We start from the raw sequence: 18,136 nt of genomic DNA, 5'->3' as shown, positions 1-18,136 counted from the left end.
CCCAGACCGAAGCGCTCCCCCGCTCGCTGCGCGCACGGGTTCTCACGGTAGGTCTCGGTGTTGTTCGAGCGGAACTGTCGCGGTCGAGGTGAAGGTTTTGTGGCCGGGGAATCCGAAGCCTGCGAGGTCGGAGAGATCGGCGATGCAGGTCACCGATGCGCGGATGTTGCCGCCGCGGCGGAAGTCGTGGGCGTCGATGTGCACTTCCAGCGTCGAACAGGCGCGACCTCGTTCGGCCAGCGACCGAGCGGCAGCGGATCGTCCGGCGGCGACTGCCGCCTCTTGGTTGCTGGTCAGTGAGGCCGCGCGAGCAGCAGCGAAAGCTGCACTGTCGGTTTGGCCGCGAGCCTCGACGTAGCGGGCACCGCCAGCGATGACCACGATGCAGGCGACGAGCACGGGGGCCAGCAGCACAAGCTCGATGGCCATGGAACCGTCCTCACCGCGATCTCGGCGACCCGGGTGGTGTGCCTGGTCTGGGCGGTTCATGGTGTGTCCGCAGCGGTCGGGACGAACCGTTCGATCGGGCCTTCGACGTGGACGCTCACCGTCACTGGCAGGAACGGGATCAACTGGTCCACCTCGCCGGTCACGGTCACCGTGGCGGTGTTCGCGGTGCGGGTGACCTTGACGGTGGAGTTGCCCAGGCCAGGGCCGAGGTTGATCAGGTAGGTCTTGGCAGCGTTCTCGCCGTCGGCGGTCGTGGCGCCGTAGCTGGAGGTTGCAGCTAGTGCTTCCTCGGCTGCGGCCGTGGCGATCTGCTGAGCGTGGGCTTTGACGGCGTACTGCAACATCACCATGAACACGACAATGAGCATGACGATGGTGAGTAGGAACTCCACCGCGATCGCCCCTGCCTCGTCGCGGTGCTGGTTCAGTCGCCTCATGCCCACTCCCCCGAACGCTTACGGGTTCCCGAGCTTGGTGGTCTGGCCTGTGACATAAGTCTTGACTGCGGCCACAGCAATGCCGGCAATCGTGATGACACCCAGCGCGACGAAGAGCCATTCGACAGCTGTGAAGCCGCCCTCGTCGCGGTGAGCCTGAGCCATGCGGGTGCGGAACCAGGTGATCCAGAATCTGATGTCGTCCATCTGCGTTCTCCGAGTCGCTAGTTGGATTGGGCTTGGTCGAGTTGTTGGCAGGTCAGCCGGCGAAGAGCCTGGCCACGGACGGGTAGAGCTCGTAGCTGAGGAAAACGAAGACCATGACGATCGGGGCGAACTTCATTGATTCGGTCGCCTGGGCTGCAGCCGCGTCTGCGTCTGCGATCCGCTGGGCTCGCAGCGTTTCGGCACGCGCGATGAGAGTGGCTCGTACCTTTGCGCCGTCGTCGTTGGCCAGGCGTAGCGCCCCTTCGAGGTCCGTCAACTCACGCAGCCCGAGTCGCTCGCCCAGTTGACCCAGCGCAGTCCACGGCGTTACGCCGCTGAACCGGGCGCCTTCGATTGCGTCCTGTAGTTGAGTGAACGCCCATCCGCTGCCGATGGCGGCTGAGGCTGGCAGCGCTTCACTGTGCCCACGTCCGGCTTGCATCGACATCGCGACAAGGTCGAGATAGATCGACAGGGTTCTACGGAACTCCGCGCGACTCTTGCGAGCGCTCTCCTGGAGTTCATGGTGGACCACGACCAGCATCGCCCCTGCTAGCCCGATGCCGAGAATCGGCCCGAAGATCAGTGGAAGGCCGAGGCCGAGGGCGTCGAGGAAGCTGACGATGGCGATCGGTCCGACGAAGCCGACGCCGGCGAGTGCCAGTGACTTCGACATGTGCTCTTCGAGGGTTGCGCCCGAGATCGCCAAGTCCTGCGTAAGCGATCCCAGGTTCCGCGCTCGCCGCATCAGCTGCTCTGCCACTAACGATCCGAGTCGCCCGGTCAGCGTGTCGCTCGAGGTGGCCCGGATGCTCTGGACGCGGCTCGGACGTGCTCGCGACTCGTCCCAACGACCGACGGCGGTGACGAGATCGACACGGGGCGGGAACGCAAGCCGGTAGACACGCAAGGTGGCTACTGCGACGAGCCCGGAGGCGAGCATGAAGGCGATCATGGGCGATCGCCGGTCCGGGAGAAGCGCGGCTTGTAGGACGCGATCTCGGTGACCTGGTCCGGCGAAGTCAGGAACCGTGGCTCCGGTTCGCTTGCAGCCAGAGACTTCATCCGGGCGAAGGCGCCAACGAAGCAGGCGAAGAACACTGCAAGCACCAGCTGCCCTGTCGGGTTCGAGTAGGGGGCGACCCAACCGCGCGCAAATATCGCCTGAGCGATAGCGAACCCAGCCACGGCCAGAGCGATCCGCTGCGCTTGACGTCGCAGCGACCGGCGCTCAAGTTCGACCTTGCGCCGCATCTCCAGCTCCGCGCGAGACGACAACGCCAGTGATGTCAGGATCCGGTCGAGACCGCCGGCACGTTGGCGGGCGTTGAGAGACAAAGCCGCCACGACCATGTCCGCTGCCGGATCGTCGACGTCGTCGGCGAAGCGCGCCAATGCCTCTGGGAGTGGCACCCGGCCATCAAGACGAGCGGCCAGCTCACGCACCGGTGCGCGCAGTAACGGTTGGACCGCCGGAAGAGTGGCTGGGATGGCCTGTTCAAGTCCGGCAGCAGCAGTTGCCGTGTCCCGCAATGATTCGGTCCAGGCTGCGATGGCCTCGATCATCGCGAGCTGACGGCGTCCGACTGCGGCCCCACCGAAGAGCCGAGGCCACCCGAAGACTAGGACGCCCGCAGCGGCCCCGGCCAGCGGCCAACGAGTCAGCACGAGTACGAGGATCCCGGCACCAACCGAGATGCCCAGATGGCGCACCCGATCGCTCCCCAGCTTGGCGCGCTGAAACAGGAATGTCGGCGCTATTGAACGGCCGCGGGCCAGTTGCACCAATGCCATCAGGCCCAGCGCGATGCAGGCGGCGACTGCGATGAACGCGATCATCGATGGGAAGGACGTCACGGCTATGCACCGCCTTCGGGTCGCCAGCCCGCAGCGATCAGGTCGTCTTGGCATCGGACCTGGACGCCGTGACTGCGTAGCGTCTGACCGAACCCGTCAGGTCCCCAGAGTTCATTGGTGGCGAGTTGTCCGTCTTCGGTGATGCCAGCAATCTCCCGGACCGATTCGACGATCCGTCGTTGCCCATCCTCGGTGCGGACACGGCGGATGAACACGATGAAATCGAGCGCGGACGCGACCAGGCGCACCGACGCTTCCCACGGAAGCCTCTCGGGGGCCTGGATGGCGTAAGTCGCGATCTTGTGGACCACGTCCGCGGACGAATTCGCGTGGATCGTGGACAGGGACCCGTCGTTTCCCTGAGTCATGGCGTTGAGCATGGTGACGACCTCATCGCCCAGGACCTCCCCCACGATCACCCGGGACGGATTCATCCGGAGCGTGTCGCGCACGAGTTCTGCCATCGTGACCGCCCCGGCACTCTCGGCGTTCGCGAGCCGCTCCTCGAACGCTATCGCATTCGGGTGGGCATCGGTGTCTTCGTCCAGTCCAAGTTCGAGTGACCGCTCTACGGTCAGGAGGCGCTCCTCGGGACCGATCTCGGCAGCCAAGGCACGCAGCAACGTTGTCTTGCCTGCACTTGTCCCTCCAGCGACCATGACGTTCTTCCGGGCCTTCACCACAGCAGTCAGGAAGTCACCAAGATCCTCATCAAGGGTGCCGAGCCCGATCAGGTCCTTGAGGCCGACGCGGGAGTGCCGGTGCCGACGGATGGAAACCACTGGCGTCCGGGTGACCGACTGGACCGCGTACAACCGTGACCCATCGGGGAGCCGGAGATTAACCCTGACGTTTGCCACATCGAAGGCCCTGGCGGAAAGTCCTTCGTGGGCAGCGAGGGTCTGGATGGTTTCAACGAGCTCCTCGTTGGACCCGGCGACAGGACGCACTTTGGCCGTGGTCCCGTCGGCGTACTCCACGAAGACATGCTGGAAGCCGTTGATGTCGATGTTCTCCACACGCTCGTCGTCGAGCAGCAACTGCAAGTTCCCGGCCCCAAACAGGCGCGCTTCGAGTGCCTCGACCAGGTCCTGTCGTTCCTCCCACGCGAGGGCCTCTGCTCCGGATTCCGCCAGCTGTGACTCGTGGTTGCCCACGACGCGTTGAACCAGTGCTTTGCCGTGCTGATGCGCGTCTTGTCCGGCAAGCGCTGGGAGGCCGCCGGATCGACGCCCGGCGATCTCGTCTTGACGGATTCGGCCCAGCTCGGCCTGGAGCCGCTTGACGAGGTTGTAGTCCAGGTCGCTCACGGCGCACCCACGGTGGCTGCACCCGATGTGGGTACCCGATGAGTGCTGTCGAGAACTCGTGCGAGTTCCTGCGCGACCGTACGGCCCGATCGCATCAGGGCGGTCCTGGTCAACCGGCCTGTCGGCTCCTCGCCCGATTCCAACCGGCGAACTGCCGCGGGATCCAACGCGAGAAAGCCCGAGCCCACCAGAAATGGTTTGGAGGGTGTGGGGGCGAGAACCGCTTGAAGATCCGCCATGTCGCCAGGTCCGTGCCTGGTCGAGGTAACCAGAATCGGGAACAGTCGAGAAGAGTTGCCGCGCAATGCCCCCAGGTCAGGGGCAAGGCGTGAAAGCCGTTCCCGGAGCCGGATCACCGAGCCGGGATCGGGCCGTCCAACGACGACGACCACGTCGGCCCGAGCTGCAATCGGCAACAGCCGCGAACCTGCGTGCAGCTGACCGAGGTCGGCGAAGACGGGCACCTCAGAGACGGCGAGTGCATCCGCCAAAGGCGCCCAGTCAGCGATGCCGCCGACCTGTTCAGCCAGGAGCGCGCCGGGCACGACCGAGACCGACTTGGTGAACACCTGGGCGTAGCGGCCAACCAGATCGGGTGGGCTGCTCGTCCGGGCTGCGGTCGCCACGGTCAATACGGTCGGTGCTTCGGGGAACGGGGTGCCTCGACCGTGGCGTAGCCGGACGCCGAGGTCGCCGCCGGCTTGGTCGACCTCAACCACGATGGTCGGGCTCGACCAAGCTGATGCGAGCACCAGTGCGGTCGTTGTGGCACCGGGTGATCCCTTGTCGGAGCAGATGGCAACCAACATCAGTTGTCCCCTCCCAATGGCATCTGCACCAGTGCGACGCGACCGGCAGCGCCAAAGGAAGCGACCCGGGCGGCAACGTTTTGGGCGACGACGAGGGTCAACCGGGTGCCGGCCCCCTCGATGTGGTCAGCGGAAAGGACAGTGGTCACCTCCGCGAGAACCGTCGGCGACTCGAGTTCTGCCGGCCCGCTGGCATCACCTGCCGGAGGTACTGCGAGCACCATCACCACATCGCCTGCCTGAAGCCCAGTTGGTGCGCGGGTGGCATCGAGGTCCAGCCCGACGACCCGTTCACCCTTTCCCGGCATCGGATTCGCCGCGACCACGCCCGGCGTGAGGACCTGACCGGCCACCAGGCCCACCGCAGCGGTACTCCCCTTAACGTTCTCCAGGTCGGCCGCCGCGATGCTGTCCTTGAGGCCAGCAACCTCGATGACCTTGAGGTCATCGCTAGTGATCACCGAACCGGCAGGTACGGCGTGCACCACCGCAAGCACCTCCTGCTTGTCGCTCTTCTGCTGCCAGAGCCACCCAGCGACAAGGACCGCGACCAGTACGAAGAGCACCGCGGCCGCCCACTGCCCGTAGCGGCGGGGAACCCGCGGCAACTCGGTTGACCTAGACCGCGAGCTCGCACCAGCCAGACCGTTAGGGGTATTCCGCGGACCCGCCACCGGCACTTTTTGATCCGAATCGGTTGTCATCGGACCACCACCGTCTGGCGTTGTAGTACCCGCAACGTTCCGACGCCGGCCGGTGCATCGACAAGACCGAGCGTTCCCGATGCTCTCGTGCAGGCGCCGGTGCACGTCCACTCGACGTCGTACCGAATAGTCGCTGAGATCGCGAAGACGCCATCAGGTTTGGAAGCCGATGAGGATTCGTAGGTGAACCCACACGGGGTGTCAGCTGCATCAGTCATCCCGGAGCGCCAGGCAATGCCTGCCGAGTAGCACCTGGTCTTAGCCAGGCCCATATTCCACACAACCTGACGCGGCGTTGCCCTCACCGTCACCGACGTGCCTCCCGCCGCCACGGTCTTCGACAGTGTCTTCCACTGCGACTGCGGCACCCACAGCCAGTTCTCGACGCCGATGTATGTGTGATCCGGAGCCTGTGGTGCTGTGCGAACTTCCGCTCTCTCAAGCGGCATGACCCCTACAGCAACCGAAGCGAGCTGGCCAGGATCAGGTGGTCCTGGCGCCTGTCCAGGAGCCACCCAAATCACGTCGGCGTGGCACGTGCTGATGTTCCCGACCATGACGCAGATCGAGCAAATCCACACGCTTCCGTCGCCATGCCCCTGCCACGCCGGCGACCCCGCTGGAGCATCCGTCCTCTCTGCGTAGCACTGGTGGCCAGGCCACCAGACTCCGAGATCAGTTGCACACGGAACCTTGGTGCCATCCGTCTTGAAACAGCCCACAGGCTGATTTGCACTGCCACCAGGGCTCGCCGGTGTTCCGGGACTGTCGGGCGTACCCGGGTCAGTTACGACCACGCAGATGACGTCGTTGTGAATGTGTACAGGTGCTGATCCGGCCGGGCATCCGCTATCCGCGATTGCTGGGCGAACAGCTCCGATCAGCGGCAGCGTGGCAACAAGAATGACCGCCACGATCCGGCCCCTCAACATGCCGCACCCCGCTCTGCGATGCCGGACCTCCACCAAGCCTCACCCGTCCGTTTCTCCATCCGCACCCGCACGACATGGCGCTTGTCCAAGTGCGGCTGTGCGAGGGGATGCCCGTTCTGGGTGACAGCCACTTTCGAGGAATCCACACAACGCCGCAGAACGACGACACCCAATCCGCTCTTTGTCGCCAGATCGATCTGCGACGGCCGGACCCATACAACCGAAGCTTTTCCGGTCACCGTCACGTGGTTGTTCGCGAGCTCAGCCAGGTTCGTCCAGTCCTGCACCCAGTCGATTGAGTAGCGGTGATAGAAGTCGCTAGCCGCCTTTAGCGTCTTGCCCTTTGCGAGGAACCGAGCGTTGCTGGTGTCGAAGGCATCCTCGGCTGCCAGCGCGTCGGAGTACGCCGCCCGTTCCTCGGCTGTGTACGACGCGAGATACGGCGGTACCGCTTGCGTCGGCGATGCTGCGATGGACTCCGACGGCTTCGCAGAGTTGCTCGGCGTAGCGGCGCCAGTTCTGTCCGCGCACGAGGCGCAGGACGCCACCACAATTGCCGTCGCGAGCAGAATTCGTACAGTCGACATCCAAGGCTCCTCCGAGTAGGCCCATGGTGCGCTCGTCACGTTACGCCCGATTTGCGATATACGTACAGGTCGAATTGAGCGAATACGGCGTAGTGCCACGGCAGACCTTCCTTCGGCTTCCCCGGTCCCAAGCGCATTTGCGCCTCGCCAATGGACAGGGAATCCAGATTCAGCGCCGCAACGCTCGACCGGCTACAACCAGGGCAGCTCTGTGGAGAACCACGGTCGAAGCGATGCTCATGGATCGGCTGTATGCCTTTCGCTCAACCTCGAGACGAAACCGGACGACGCGCGTAGGCGCCGCGTGGCCAGGCGTCATCGAGCCCGGCGATGAACTGGTCGAGATCCTCAACTCGGATGCGTCTCGAGCCACCCACGCGGACCGAGCGGAGATCGCCGCTCGCCATGAACTCGTAGACCTTCGCCCGACTGACGCCCAGGCGGGCGACGACTTCGGGAATTCTCAGCAGCGGTGATTCCATCTCGGCTCCTTGGTCAGCAGTAGTGCCAAGCCCAAGTGCCTCGGTGCCGATCAAGTGGACAACGTCGGACGGATGGCGCGCGAGATAGCACCAACCAGACGCACCAAGTAAGGCCTCACCGACAGGCTCACCGCGACCGAAATCGCCCTCACCAACTGCCTCACTGCGACCTCGACCGGGTGCAACCTGTCGCAGCTCCCGGTAACCAACGGGTAACCAACGGCCCGAAACGCACCAGAGGCCGCCTTCCGAAACTCTCGGAAAACGGCCTCTGACCTGCGGTTATGCATTTGTAGCGGGGGCAGGATTTGAACCTGCGACCTCTGGGTTATGAGCCCAGCGAGCTACCGAGCTGCTCCACCCCGCGTCGGTGAACACAACATTACCGGGTGAAGGCCCCTACGCCCAAATCGGGTCGGTCAGCGGAGCAGGAGGTCGCAGGCGCGGCGTACGTCGGTCTCGGACTCCTCGATCGGGCGCTCCCCCGCGAGCGTCGTCACCAGCACGCCGAACCAGCACTGGATCACCAGCCAGCAGCGGCGGCGCTGGTCCTCGGTCGCGTCCGGTGCCCAGCCGGCGATCCCGAGGAGCAGGTCGAGGAAGAGCGACTCGATGGTGATCGAGTCCGGACTGTCCAGGCCCTCGGAGAGGATCATCGCCTGCATCATCGACATCGACAGCCGGCGGTTGCGGCACATCGTCCGGGTGAACTGCATCAGCAGGTCGCCGATCACCTCGACCGGGTCCTGGTCCTCGCGGACCTCGAACGCTGACGGGTCGATCCCGTCGACCGCGGCCTTCATCACGCCGACGAAGAGGTGCACCTTGGACGGGAAGTAGCGGTACAGGGTCGCGATCGCGACCTCGGACTCGGCGGCGACGTCCTGCATCTGCACCCGCTCGAAGTCCTGCACCGAGCCGAGCTTGACGGCGGCGTCGAGCATCCGCCGGTAGCGCAGCTTCTGGCCCTGCGAGCTGGGCTCGGCCGGCGGCCTCGTGTCGGACGTACGAGGCAACTTCCACTCCCCACGCTGGACGACCGGGCGTTCCTCGAAGTACCGAGGGACTCCAGTATGAACCAGGGTGCCGCGACCGGACGGTCGGGCACCCCGGCTCCGCTGGTTACGGCTTGGCCGTGCTGGTCGGCGACTGCGTCGGCTTGGTCTGCTTCTTGCCGACCGCCAGCGCCTGCTCGACGAGATCGCGCCCGGCAGCCACGTTGGTCGCGTAGCCGGTCAGGTCGCCCCGGCGCAGCGCCGCATCGGCCGCGGTGAACTTCCGGTCCGCGGCCGCCAGCAGCTGGAGCGCCCGGGTGGGCAGCTCGCCGCCGCCTCCGGTGCCGCCGGTGCCGCCGTCCGGGGGCTCCGGCACCTCGGGGGTGTCGGTCCCGTCCGCCGGCGTCGCCGCCGCCTGGCCGATGTTCTCCAGCGCCTCGCTCAGCGTCGTACCGATCCCGACGTCCTTGCCGTAGGTCGCCAGCACCCGGAGCAGCACCGGGTACTTGCCGGAGCTGCCCTCGCGCACCGTGTACAGCGGCTGCACGTAGAGCAGGCCGCCGCCCACCGGCAGCGTCAGCAGGTTGCCGTAGCGGACCCCCGCGTCGGTACCGGTCTTGAAGTTGCGCAGCACCTCGGCGACCTTCGGGTCGACGCTGAACTGGTTGGCGACGTTGCCGGGTCCCTGGAACTGCGTCGAGTCCGGCAACCTCAGGATCTGGAACTTGCCGTACGTCTCCGGGTCGGAGGCATCCGCCCCCACCGACATGAACGACGTCAGGTTGTCCTTGTTCGCCGGCACGTAGACCGAGGTCAACGAGTAGACCGGGGACTCACCGGGCGCGGGCTCCACGGAGAGCCGGTACGGCGGCTGCTTGGTCGTGGTCCGGTCCGGGTCGGCCGGGACCTCCCACTTGTCGTTGGCCTCGTAGAACGCCTTCGGGTCGGACACGTGGTACTCGGCCAGGATGTTGCGCTGGACCTTGAACATGTCCTCCGGGTACCGGAAGTGGTCGAGCAGGTCCTCCGGGATGCTGTCCTTGGACTTCACCACACCCGGGAACGCGCTCTCCCAGGCCTTCAGGATCGGGTCCTCCTCGTCCCACTCGTAGAGCGTGACGGTGCCGTCGTACGCGTCCACGGTCGCCTTGACCGCGTTGCGCATGTAGTTGATGTTGTCGGTCGGCAGGGTCGCGTACGTCGGCCGCGGGCTGATCGCGTCGGACGTCATGTCCTGCAGCGAGCGCTTCTCCGAGAGCGGGTACCGGTCGGTGAGCGTGTACCCGTCGAGGATCCAGACGATCTTGCCGTCGACCACGGCCGGCAGCGGGTCCTTGTCGATCGTCAGCCACGGCGCGACCTTCTGCACCCGCTTGATCGGCGACCGGTCGTAGAGGATCTTCGAGTTCGAGTTCACCCGCGACGAGAGCACCATGTTCGGGTCGCCGAGCTTGACCGCGTAGAGCAGCTTGTTGAAGATGCCGCCGACCTCGACGCCGTCCTTGCCGTCGTACGTGCTGGCCCGGGAGATGCCGCCGGACTCGCCGCCCTGGGGCAGGTCGAGCTCGACGTCCTTGCCGCCGGGCGCCTTGCCGACGATCGAGTAGTTCGGGCTGTTCTCACCGAAGTAGATCTGGCCGCGGTAGCCGTCGTCGGTGCTCGAGAGCACCCCGGTCGGCGGCAGCGACCGCTCCGCGAACACCGGCTGGCCGCCGCTGTCCTTCAACGGCACCTCGACGCCGGCGCCGTTGCGCTGGTTGCCGTACGCCGCGATCATCCCGTAGCCGTGGGTGTACACGGTGTGCACGTTCGCCCACTTCTGCTGGGCCGGCGGCAGACCGTTGATGTTGATCTCGCGGGCCCCGACCACCATGTCCCGCTTGACGCCGTCGACGGTGTAGTTGTCGACGTCCAGGATCGGCTGCACCGTGTAGTACGCCTTCTGCTGCTGGAGCTGCTCGAAGGCGTCCCGGACGATCGCCGGGTCCAGGATCCTGATGCCCGGGATCGACGGCGACTTCAGGACCTCGGCGGTGTTCAGCGCGGTCGTCGCGCTGTAGTCCGTCACCTTGGTGTCGTCCAGCCCGTACGCCGCCCGGGTCGCCTGGATGTTGTTGGCGATGTACGTCGCCTCCTTGTCCGGCTCGTCGGGCTTCACCTGGAGCCGCTGCACGAGCGCCGGCCAGATCAGGCCGAGCACGACCGCGGAGAGCGCGAACAGCGCCAGCCCGACCCCGGGCAGCGTCCAGGTCCGCCGGAAGACGTTGGCGAAGAACAGGATCGCGCAGACCAGCGCGATCGCCATCAGGATGTTCTTGCTCGGCAGCTGGGCGTGCTCGCGGGCGTAGGTCATCCCGGTGATCAGCGGACCGGACGCGCTGGTCAGGTCGAACCGGTCCAGGTAGTAGTCGGCACCCTTGAGCAGCACCAGCAGACCCAGCATCGCCGAGATCTGGGCCTGGGCCGCGCCGGAGACCTTGTCGGTCCGCGACTGCAACCGGATGCCGCCGTAGATGTAGTGCACGAAGATGCCGGCGATCAGGCCGATCACCAGGGCGGTCATCATGAAGTCGACCAGCCAGTGCAGCCACGGCAGGGTGAAGACGTAGAAGCCGACGTCCTTCTTGAAGTAGGCGTCCTTCTGCCCGAAGGATTCACCGTTCTGCCAGAGCAGGAAGGTCCGCCACTGGCCCGTCGCCGAGGCGCCCGCGAAGATCGCGAACACGGCGCTGGCGCCGAACAGCAGCACCTTGCGGATCGGGGTGATCACCTCGCGGTAGCGGTCCAGGTTCGCCTGCTCCGGCGAGTTCGGCCGGAACATCGGGCGCAGCCGGTAGGCGAACCAGAGGTTGCCGCCGACGACCAGGCCCATCAGCAGGCCGAAGACCACGAACATGCCGATCTTCGTCCAGACCAGCTTGTTGAAGACGTCGGAGTACTCGATGCTGCTGAACCACAGCTTCTCGGTCCAGATGTTCGCGAACAGCGAGAACGCGATCAGCAGCACCGCCATCACGATCAGCGTCAGCACCAGCGGGCGCGGACGGCGGGACCCGTTGCCGGGTCGCTGCGGGGGCGGGTTCGCCGGTTCGGCGTCGTCGGCGAAGAAGTCACTCATCGGCCGCTGTCTCCTCCAGATCGAGCGTGGCGTGCAGTTGCATCAACAGTCCGGGAACCAGGTCTGGCCCGGCCAGGACGAGTTCATCCGAGTCATGTGACCTTAGCCGCAAAGCGCAAGCGGACTCACCGGTGCGCAGCGCCGCGGCGACGATCCGGACCTCTTGGCGGTCCGGGTGGTTGGCGGCGTACTCGGTCGCGCCGGTCGGATCCTCCGGGATCGCGTCGTCGGCGCCCGGGGGCAGCACCAGCCGTTCGGCGATCGCGGCGACGCCGGCGACCTCGGCCGGCCAGGTGATCCGGGCCAGCACGTCCTCCAGGCTCTGGCCCGCTCCGAGCGCGTCCTGCTCGATCGGGGTGAAGGCACCGCTGCTCGCGTCGAGCCCCAGCGCCTGGGCGAGCGCCGGCTCGCGCTGGACCAGGTCCGCGGTGTCGGCGATCGCGAACAGCCGCTCGGGCTGATCCCAGCCCGACTCGCTCGCGTGCGCCTCGAGCTCACGGACCACGGCGTAGAGCGGACCGGACTTCTCGTGCAGCGTGGCCGGCGCTTCGGTCATCGGCCGCACCCCGGCAGCTCGGCCTTCGGGTTCGCCCGCCAGGCCTCGAGGTCGTCGATCGCGTCCTTCAGCTTGTGCACCTTCACGAGTCGAATCTTGTCCTTGTCGTAGTGCGCCTCGGCCGCCTCGGCGCAGTTCTCCTGGGCGACCAGGAACAACTCGGCGCCGTCGCGCTGGGCGGCGACGATCTTCTGCCCGATGCCGCCGATCGGGCCGACAACACCGTCGGGGCTGATCTCGCCGCTGCCCGCAATCACCTTGCCGCCGGTCAGCGACCCCGGGGTCAGCAGGTCGTAGATGGAGAGGGCGAACATCATGCCGGCCGACGGGCCGCCGATGTTGTCGTCCAGGTTGATGTCGACCTTGAACGGGAAGGTCAGCTTCTTGGTGATCGAGATGTTGATCCGGGACTTGGTCTTGTCGTCGGGCGCCGGCCGGGTGGTGATCGTGACCTCGCGGTCCTCTCCGCCCCGGTTGATCCCGATCCGGACCTTCGTGCCCGGCGCCAGCGGCTTGATCGCGGCGATGAACGCGGCGTCGTCCGCGGCCGCCTTGCCGTCGACCGAGCGGAGCAGGTCACCGGGCTTGAGCAGTCCGGCCGAGGCTCCCTTCTTGTCGACCAGCGCGACGGCCAGGTCGCTCCGGTACTTGATGCCCAGCGCGCCCAGGGCCGCCGCGGTGGCGCTGTCCTGGGAGGACGTCATCTCGGCGGCGGACTCCTGCCGCGAGGACTTGTTCGTCTCGTTCGCGCGGTAGACCGAGTCGTGCGGCAGCACCGCGACATCAGGGTCGGCCCAGGCGACCAGCGTCTCGGCCAGGCTCTGCTCGTCCTTGGGCCCGGTGACGTAGACCGTCACCAGCCGGAGGGCCCCGTCGTCCTCGTAGGTCTTGCGACCGGTGACGGTGATGATCTTCTTGTCACCGTTCTGACCGAGCACGTTGACCGTCGGACCGGGGCTGAACCGGACGAACGGGGACGGCTCGCGCAGGCCCAGGAACGCGCCGACGGCGATCAGGCCGAGGGCGAGCAGGCCTGCGACCGCACGGCGACTCATGGAGCCACCCTCTCAAATGACCGCAACCCGGTGAGCGCCGGGCCGCTCAGGCGGACCGGCGGGGCGATTCGCGCTCGGAGGGGCGCACCGCCACCCCGGTACTGCGCTCCCGCGAGCGGGGTTGCGGACGCGCCTTCGCCGCAGTCGGCAGCGGCCGCATGATCGCCGCCGCGAACCGCTCCTGCTCCGCCTCGGAACGCTCCCGGTCCGGGGCCTCGCGCCCGGCCCAGCCGGCCCAGAGCATGGCGATCCCGGTCACCACGGCGGCAGGCAGCAGCCAGAGCAGGATCTCCACGGATCCATGATGCGTCACCGGGCCGTGGTGGACCGAGAGCAACACGCGCACGTCACGGCGTCTCGACAAGCTCGACGTCCGCTACGCGAGAGCGGCAGCGAGCTTGCCGGCGACGTCCTCCAGCGGCAGCACCTCGTGGGCCAGGCCGGCCGAGGCCACCGCCCCGGGCATCCCCCACACCACCGAGCTGGCTTCGTCCTGCGCCGCGATCCAGGCTCCCTGCTCGGCGAGCAGCTGGCAGCCGATCAGCCCGTCCTGGCCCATCCCGGTGAGGACCAGAGCGGCAACCGCGCCGCCGTACGCCTCGGCCGCGGAGCGGAACAGCGCGTCCACGGCGGGCCGGCAGAAGTTCTCCTGGGGGCCGTCGTCCAGATGCACCCGTACGACGCCCGCGGACCGCCGTACCCGCAGGTGCAACCCGCCCGGCGCGACCAGCACCTGCCCAGGAGCCGGTACGTCGCCCTCGACGGCCTCACGCACGGAGAGCGCCGAGACCCGGTCCAGCCGCTCGGCGAGCATCGTGGTGAACAGCGGCGGCATGTGCTGAACCACCAGGACCGGCACCCGCAACGTCCCCGGCAGCTCCTCGAGCACCCGGGAGAGCGCGTCCGGTCCGCCGGTCGAGCAGCCGATCACCAGCACCTCGGGGCGGGTCGTCGAGGGTGCCGCGACCCGGACCGGCGGTGGTGTCCGCGCCGGACCCTCGCTACGTCCCGGCCCCACCACCCGGCGGGCGCCGACGAGCGCCTTGACCTTGGGGATCAGCTGCTCGCGGACGCTGGCCATCGACTCGGCCATCGAGGTGGTGTTCGACGGCTTGGTGACGAAGTCCGAGGCGCCCAGCGAGAGCGCCTCCAAGGTCTTGGTGGCGCCCTTCTCGGTCAAGGTGCTGAACATGATCACCGGCAGCCGCGGATGGCGCCGGCGGATCGCCGCTAGCGCACCGAGGCCGTCGAGCACCGGCATCTCGATGTCGAGGGTGACCGCGTCGGGACGCAGCTCCTCGACCCGGTCGACCGCCTCGCGACCGTGCACCGCGATCCCGACCACCTCGATCTCCGGGTCCAGGCTCAACGACGTGGTGACGAGGCGGCGCACCAGCGCCGAGTCGTCGACAACCAGTACCCGGATCACGGGCGTCCTATCGGCAGTCCCCGACCGGGGCTGAGGCGTCTCGACAGGCTCGACGTCCGGACTGTCCGCGACCGGGGCTGAGGCGTCTCGACAGGCTCGACGTCCGGGGCGGTTTCTGCTCAGGAATCCCGGGCGGCTACCGATGGACCCGCCGTGACGATTTCCCCGCCGAGCTTCGCCTTCGTCTCCGACCTGGCCCGTCGGGAGACCGCGATGCTCTACGACCCCGGCAAGGAGTACCTGGTCGAGGCCCGGCTGCTCCCGCTGGCCCGCGAGGCCGGCTGCGCCGACGTCGACGGCTACGTGGCCCGGCTGCGCACCGACCCGGTCGAGCAGGCCAAGGCGCTGGACGCGCTCACCATCAACGAGACCTCCTGGTTCCGCGACAACGCGCCGTACCAGGCCTTCACCGAGGTGATGCTGCCCGCGATGGTGGCCGCCCGGAGCCACGTCCGGCACCTGTCGATCTGGTCCGCGGCCTGCTCCAGCGGCCAGGAGGCGTACAGCCTGGCGATGCTGCTCGACCAGCACCTCCCGGCCGGCTGGACCGCGCAGATCCTGGCCACCGACGTCTCCACGACCATGCTGGCCCGGGTCGACGCCGGCCGGTACAGCCAGGTGGAGATGAACCGCGGCCTCCCGGCCACCTCGCTGGTCAAGTACTTCAGCCGCGCCGGCAGCGAGTGGGAGATCAGCGAGGACCTGAAGCGGATGGTACGGACCCAGCAGCTGAACCTCTCCGCCCCGTTCCCGCTGCTGCCGACCTTCGACATCGTCTTCCTGCGCAACGTCCTCATCTACTTCGACCTAGAGACCAAGCGCGACATCCTCCGCCGGATGCGCCAGGTCGTCGCCCCGGACGGCTTCCTGCTGCTCGGCTCCTCGGAGACCACCCTGGACCTCGAGGACGACTGGAACCGCGAGGCCCACGGCCGGACCCAGCTGCATCGACCCGCCACGACCACCCTTCAGCCCATCGCCCTGACAGGAGCCTGACCCATGGACGCGCTGATCATCGACGACTCCCGCGCGATGCGGAGCATCCTGCGTCGTACCGTCACCGAGCTCGGCTTCGAGACCCTTGAAGCCGGCAACGGACAGGAGGCGCTCGACCACCTCGAGGCCGGCCGGGTGCCGGACCTGTGCCTGATCGACTGGAACATGCCGGTGATGGACGGCTACACGTTCATCACCCGGGTCCGGGCCAACCCGGACTGGCGCGGGATCACCCTGATGATGGTGACCACCGAGAGCGAGCACGGCCAGATCGTCCGGGCGCTCGCCGCCGGGGCGCACGAGTACGTGATCAAGCCGTTCACCCCCGACGCCATCGCCGAGAAGCTGGAGCTCCTCGGCCTGGTCGCGAAGCCGGTGCCGGCATGACGGTCCTGTCCGCGCCGTCGCTGACCGACGTGCAGATGGTGGTCGACGAGGTCTGGGGCACGTTCCTGGGCACCGAGGAGCCGCTGGTCCCCGGACCGGCCGGGGACCTGGAGGTCGGCTGGTCCGCCGCCGTCAGCATCACCGGCGAGTGGCGCGGCCTGGTCAGCGTGGAGCTGCCCGGACCGATGGCTGCGGAGGTCACCCGCCGGATGCTCGGCCTGGTCGACGGCCTGGACCCGACCTCCGACGAGGACGTCGCGGACGCGGTCGGCGAGCTCGTCAACATGATCGGCGGCAACGTGAAGAGCCTGATGCCCGGACCCAGCACCCTGTCCCTCCCGGTGGTGGCGGCAGGGCGGGTGGCGCGGCCCTCCGACGTCGTCGAGGCCTGCCGCCTCGATGCCGGCTGGGGCGGCGCACCGCTCGTCGTCAGCGTCCACGTCCACGCCTAGAACCCAGGAGAGCACCATGAAGATCCTCGTCGCCGACGACAGCCGGGTGATGCGCCAGATCGTGATCCGCACCCTGCGCCAGGCCGGGTACGCCGGTCACGACATCGTCGAGGCCGAGAACGGTCGCGACGCCCTGGAGAAGGTGCGCAGCGAGGCGCCCGACCTGGTCCTCTCGGACTGGAACATGCCCGAGATGAACGGGATCGACCTGCTCGCCGCACTCCGCGCCGCCGGCTCCGCGGTGCCGTTCGGCTTCGTCACCTCGGAGGGGTCGCCGGACATGCGGGCCCGGGCCGAGGCGGGCGGCGCGCTGTTCCTGATCGCGAAGCCGTTCACCCCGGAGGCCTTCGACGAGGCCCTCGCGCCGGTCCTGCGATGACGTCGTACCTGCCGAGCCCGAAGGAGATCCGCGACCTCTTCGGCGAGCTGCTCGACCGGGACGTCCAGGTCGCGCCGAACGCGCCCCTCGCCCCGACCCCGAACAACCCCTGCACGGTCGCCGTGTACGTCGACGACTCGCTCCAGGTGACCGCGGTGGTCGCCCTCGACCTGCCGCTCTCCGCGCACGCCGGCGCCTCGATCGGACTGGTTCCGGTGGCCGGGGCCGAGGCGGCGATCGAGGAGCGCACCCTTCCGGAGGTGCTCCGCGAGAACGTCTACGAGGTGCTGAACATCGCCGCCTCGCTCTTCAACGTCAACGGCGCCCGCCACGTCCGGCTGTACGACGTCCACCACGCCGGCGCGCCGGTCCCGGGCGACGTCCTGGCGAGGGCGCTGACCCTGGGCCGGCGCGAGGATCTGGCGGTCGAGGTCGGCGGGTACGGCGGCGGCCGGCTGTCGGTCGTGCTGGTGGCGTAGCGGGACCAACGTCCCCACCTGCACTAAATGTCCGTTTCCACTCAGGACCTCCCCGCGGGAGCCGAACAACCCCCCGAGCACGGATCGCTCGCCCCACCCGCCACGGATTGGCACCCTCTTCAGCGCAACCGGAGGCTTCCGTGCCGTTCGCCGTGTCCGACGCAGTCAGCCAGGTCCTGGCCACTGCCCTCGACGGCGTCTCGCTGCGCCAGCGGGTGATCGCCGACAACATCGCGAACGTCGACACCCCGGGCTTCCGCGCCACCAGCGTCGACTTCGAGACCCAGCTCCGGGCCGCCATCGACGACGGGGCGTTCACCGCACGCGAGGGTGCCCCGGTCGACACCGGCGCCACCACCACGCCGACCGACACCCCGGTCGGGGCGAACGGCAACAACGTCGACCTGCGCAAGGAGACGATGGGCGCGATCCAGAGCCAGTTCCAGTACCAGATGCTGACCCGGGCGGTCTCCGACCGGTTCAACCTGGTCAAGACCGCCGCGACGGGCCAGTGA

22 protein-coding genes and 1 tRNA gene are annotated in these 18,136 nt (G+C 67.6%); 6 read left to right on the top strand and 17 right to left on the bottom strand.

What is annotated here, in order from left to right; translation table 11 throughout:
• Nucleotides 1–42: 42 nt before the first annotated feature.
• The 17 genes from EFK50_RS13075 to EFK50_RS13000 form a co-directional block, all read right to left on the bottom strand.
• Complete coding sequence (locus EFK50_RS13075) at nucleotides 43–429, bottom strand: TadE/TadG family type IV pilus assembly protein (RefSeq protein ID WP_183407805.1); 387 nt, start codon at nucleotides 427–429, stop codon at nucleotides 43–45.
• A 56-nt stretch (nucleotides 430–485) separates the two neighbouring features.
• A complete protein-coding gene (locus EFK50_RS13070) occupies nucleotides 486–887 on the bottom strand; it encodes a TadE/TadG family type IV pilus assembly protein (RefSeq protein WP_123227975.1) in 402 nt (133 codons plus the stop codon).
• Nucleotides 888–905: 18 nt separating this feature from the next.
• Nucleotides 906–1,094, bottom strand: coding sequence for a hypothetical protein (locus EFK50_RS13065; protein ID WP_123227974.1), 189 nt, complete (start codon nucleotides 1,092–1,094; stop codon nucleotides 906–908).
• 52 nt (nucleotides 1,095–1,146) lie between these two features.
• Nucleotides 1,147–2,049, bottom strand: coding sequence for a type II secretion system F family protein (locus EFK50_RS13060; protein ID WP_123227973.1), 903 nt, complete (start codon nucleotides 2,047–2,049; stop codon nucleotides 1,147–1,149).
• On the bottom strand, nucleotides 2,046–2,933 hold the full coding sequence (locus EFK50_RS13055; protein ID WP_148046150.1) for a type II secretion system F family protein: 888 nt from the start codon (nucleotides 2,931–2,933) through the stop codon (nucleotides 2,046–2,048). Before EFK50_RS13055 ends, EFK50_RS13060 begins: the two co-directional genes overlap by 4 nt.
• Nucleotides 2,934–2,953: 20 nt before the next feature.
• Nucleotides 2,954–4,261: a TadA family conjugal transfer-associated ATPase gene (locus EFK50_RS13050; RefSeq protein ID WP_183407804.1), complete on the bottom strand. Its 1,308-nt coding sequence runs from the start codon at nucleotides 4,259–4,261 to the stop codon at nucleotides 2,954–2,956.
• On the bottom strand, nucleotides 4,258–5,070 hold the full coding sequence (locus EFK50_RS21865) for a hypothetical protein (protein WP_148046149.1): 813 nt from the start codon (nucleotides 5,068–5,070) through the stop codon (nucleotides 4,258–4,260). Before EFK50_RS21865 ends, EFK50_RS13050 begins: the two co-directional genes overlap by 4 nt.
• Nucleotides 5,070–5,636, bottom strand: coding sequence for an SAF domain-containing protein (locus EFK50_RS13045; protein ID WP_183407803.1), 567 nt, complete (start codon nucleotides 5,634–5,636; stop codon nucleotides 5,070–5,072). Before EFK50_RS13045 ends, EFK50_RS21865 begins: the two co-directional genes overlap by 1 nt.
• 1,063 nt (nucleotides 5,637–6,699) lie before the next feature.
• Complete coding sequence (locus tag EFK50_RS21860) at nucleotides 6,700–7,293, bottom strand: hypothetical protein (RefSeq protein WP_148046148.1); 594 nt, start codon at nucleotides 7,291–7,293, stop codon at nucleotides 6,700–6,702.
• A 263-nt stretch (nucleotides 7,294–7,556) separates the two neighbouring features.
• Complete coding sequence (locus EFK50_RS13035) at nucleotides 7,557–7,775, bottom strand: helix-turn-helix domain-containing protein (RefSeq protein ID WP_123227969.1); 219 nt, start codon at nucleotides 7,773–7,775, stop codon at nucleotides 7,557–7,559.
• Between the two features lie 293 nt (nucleotides 7,776–8,068).
• Nucleotides 8,069–8,142: transfer RNA gene (locus EFK50_RS13030), tRNA-Met, on the bottom strand.
• A 52-nt stretch (nucleotides 8,143–8,194) separates the two neighbouring features.
• Nucleotides 8,195–8,791: a TetR/AcrR family transcriptional regulator gene (locus EFK50_RS13025; RefSeq protein ID WP_123227968.1), complete on the bottom strand. Its 597-nt coding sequence runs from the start codon at nucleotides 8,789–8,791 to the stop codon at nucleotides 8,195–8,197.
• 106 nt (nucleotides 8,792–8,897) lie between these two features.
• On the bottom strand, nucleotides 8,898–11,888 hold the full coding sequence (locus EFK50_RS13020; RefSeq protein ID WP_123227967.1) for a UPF0182 family membrane protein: 2,991 nt from the start codon (nucleotides 11,886–11,888) through the stop codon (nucleotides 8,898–8,900).
• Complete coding sequence (locus EFK50_RS13015; protein WP_123228657.1) at nucleotides 11,881–12,444, bottom strand: PPA1309 family protein; 564 nt, start codon at nucleotides 12,442–12,444, stop codon at nucleotides 11,881–11,883. The genes EFK50_RS13020 and EFK50_RS13015 overlap by 8 nt, the downstream gene beginning before the upstream one ends.
• Nucleotides 12,441–13,499, bottom strand: coding sequence for a YlbL family protein (locus EFK50_RS13010; RefSeq protein ID WP_123227966.1), 1,059 nt, complete (start codon nucleotides 13,497–13,499; stop codon nucleotides 12,441–12,443). Before EFK50_RS13010 ends, EFK50_RS13015 begins: the two co-directional genes overlap by 4 nt.
• Nucleotides 13,500–13,545: 46 nt before the next feature.
• The gene (locus EFK50_RS13005; protein ID WP_123227965.1) at nucleotides 13,546–13,794 is read right to left on the bottom strand and encodes a hypothetical protein; all 249 of its coding nucleotides are present in this window, start codon (nucleotides 13,792–13,794) and stop codon (nucleotides 13,546–13,548) included.
• An 81-nt stretch (nucleotides 13,795–13,875) separates the two neighbouring features.
• On the bottom strand, nucleotides 13,876–14,928 hold the full coding sequence (locus tag EFK50_RS13000; RefSeq protein WP_123227964.1) for a protein-glutamate methylesterase/protein-glutamine glutaminase: 1,053 nt from the start codon (nucleotides 14,926–14,928) through the stop codon (nucleotides 13,876–13,878).
• A 153-nt stretch (nucleotides 14,929–15,081) separates the two neighbouring features.
• Here EFK50_RS13000 and EFK50_RS12995 point away from each other — a divergent pair, with 153 nt between their 5' ends.
• The 6 genes from EFK50_RS12995 to flgB all read left to right on the top strand — a co-directional run bounded on the left by EFK50_RS12995 (nucleotide 15,082) and on the right by flgB (nucleotide 18,136).
• Nucleotides 15,082–15,924, top strand: a complete 843-nt coding sequence (locus EFK50_RS12995; protein ID WP_123227963.1) for a CheR family methyltransferase — start codon at nucleotides 15,082–15,084, stop codon at nucleotides 15,922–15,924.
• 3 nt (nucleotides 15,925–15,927) lie between these two features.
• Complete coding sequence (locus EFK50_RS12990; protein WP_123227962.1) at nucleotides 15,928–16,311, top strand: response regulator; 384 nt, start codon at nucleotides 15,928–15,930, stop codon at nucleotides 16,309–16,311.
• Entirely contained in the window at nucleotides 16,308–16,763 is a 456-nt protein-coding gene (locus EFK50_RS12985; RefSeq protein ID WP_123227961.1) for a chemotaxis protein CheX, read from the top strand. Before EFK50_RS12990 ends, EFK50_RS12985 begins: the two co-directional genes overlap by 4 nt.
• 16 nt (nucleotides 16,764–16,779) lie before the next feature.
• A complete protein-coding gene (locus EFK50_RS12980; protein ID WP_123227960.1) occupies nucleotides 16,780–17,142 on the top strand; it encodes a response regulator in 363 nt (120 codons plus the stop codon).
• Nucleotides 17,139–17,621 (top strand): hypothetical protein, encoded by a 483-nt coding sequence (locus tag EFK50_RS12975; RefSeq protein WP_123227959.1) that lies wholly within the window; start codon nucleotides 17,139–17,141, stop codon nucleotides 17,619–17,621. Before EFK50_RS12980 ends, EFK50_RS12975 begins: the two co-directional genes overlap by 4 nt.
• Before the next feature lie 140 nt (nucleotides 17,622–17,761).
• Nucleotides 17,762–18,136, top strand: a complete 375-nt coding sequence (gene flgB / locus EFK50_RS12970) for a flagellar basal body rod protein FlgB (protein WP_123227958.1) — start codon at nucleotides 17,762–17,764, stop codon at nucleotides 18,134–18,136.

The sequence above is a fragment of the Nocardioides marmoriginsengisoli genome, from assembly GCF_003725695.1.
GTDB lineage: Bacteria > Actinomycetota > Actinomycetes > Propionibacteriales > Nocardioidaceae > Marmoricola > Marmoricola marmoriginsengisoli.
Note: the sequence above shows the minus strand (reverse complement) of the source record. Positions and strands in the feature narration are given on the sequence as shown.

Excerpts from the sequence above, each read along its gene's own strand:
- EFK50_RS13075 (WP_183407805.1), bottom strand. The coding sequence starts at position 429 with ATGGCCATCGAGCTTGTGCTGCTGGCCCCCGTGCTCGTCGCCTGCATC.
- EFK50_RS13070 (WP_123227975.1), bottom strand. The coding sequence starts at position 887 with ATGAGGCGACTGAACCAGCACCGCGACGAGGCAGGGGCGATCGCGGTG.
- EFK50_RS13065 (WP_123227974.1), bottom strand. The coding sequence starts at position 1,094 with ATGGACGACATCAGATTCTGGATCACCTGGTTCCGCACCCGCATGGCT.
- EFK50_RS13060 (WP_123227973.1), bottom strand. The coding sequence starts at position 2,049 with ATGATCGCCTTCATGCTCGCCTCCGGGCTCGTCGCAGTAGCCACCTTG.
- EFK50_RS13055 (WP_148046150.1), bottom strand. The coding sequence starts at position 2,933 with ATGATCGCGTTCATCGCAGTCGCCGCCTGCATCGCGCTGGGCCTGATG.
- EFK50_RS21865 (WP_148046149.1), bottom strand. The coding sequence starts at position 5,070 with ATGTTGGTTGCCATCTGCTCCGACAAGGGATCACCCGGTGCCACAACG.
- EFK50_RS21860 (WP_148046148.1), bottom strand. The coding sequence starts at position 7,293 with ATGTCGACTGTACGAATTCTGCTCGCGACGGCAATTGTGGTGGCGTCC.
- EFK50_RS13035 (WP_123227969.1), bottom strand. The coding sequence starts at position 7,775 with ATGGAATCACCGCTGCTGAGAATTCCCGAAGTCGTCGCCCGCCTGGGC.
- EFK50_RS13020 (WP_123227967.1), bottom strand. The coding sequence starts at position 11,888 with ATGAGTGACTTCTTCGCCGACGACGCCGAACCGGCGAACCCGCCCCCG.
- EFK50_RS13015 (WP_123228657.1), bottom strand. The coding sequence starts at position 12,444 with ATGACCGAAGCGCCGGCCACGCTGCACGAGAAGTCCGGTCCGCTCTAC.
- EFK50_RS13010 (WP_123227966.1), bottom strand. The coding sequence starts at position 13,499 with ATGAGTCGCCGTGCGGTCGCAGGCCTGCTCGCCCTCGGCCTGATCGCC.
- EFK50_RS12990 (WP_123227962.1), top strand. The coding sequence starts at position 15,928 with ATGGACGCGCTGATCATCGACGACTCCCGCGCGATGCGGAGCATCCTG.
- EFK50_RS12985 (WP_123227961.1), top strand. The coding sequence starts at position 16,308 with ATGACGGTCCTGTCCGCGCCGTCGCTGACCGACGTGCAGATGGTGGTC.
- EFK50_RS12980 (WP_123227960.1), top strand. The coding sequence starts at position 16,780 with ATGAAGATCCTCGTCGCCGACGACAGCCGGGTGATGCGCCAGATCGTG.
- EFK50_RS12975 (WP_123227959.1), top strand. The coding sequence starts at position 17,139 with ATGACGTCGTACCTGCCGAGCCCGAAGGAGATCCGCGACCTCTTCGGC.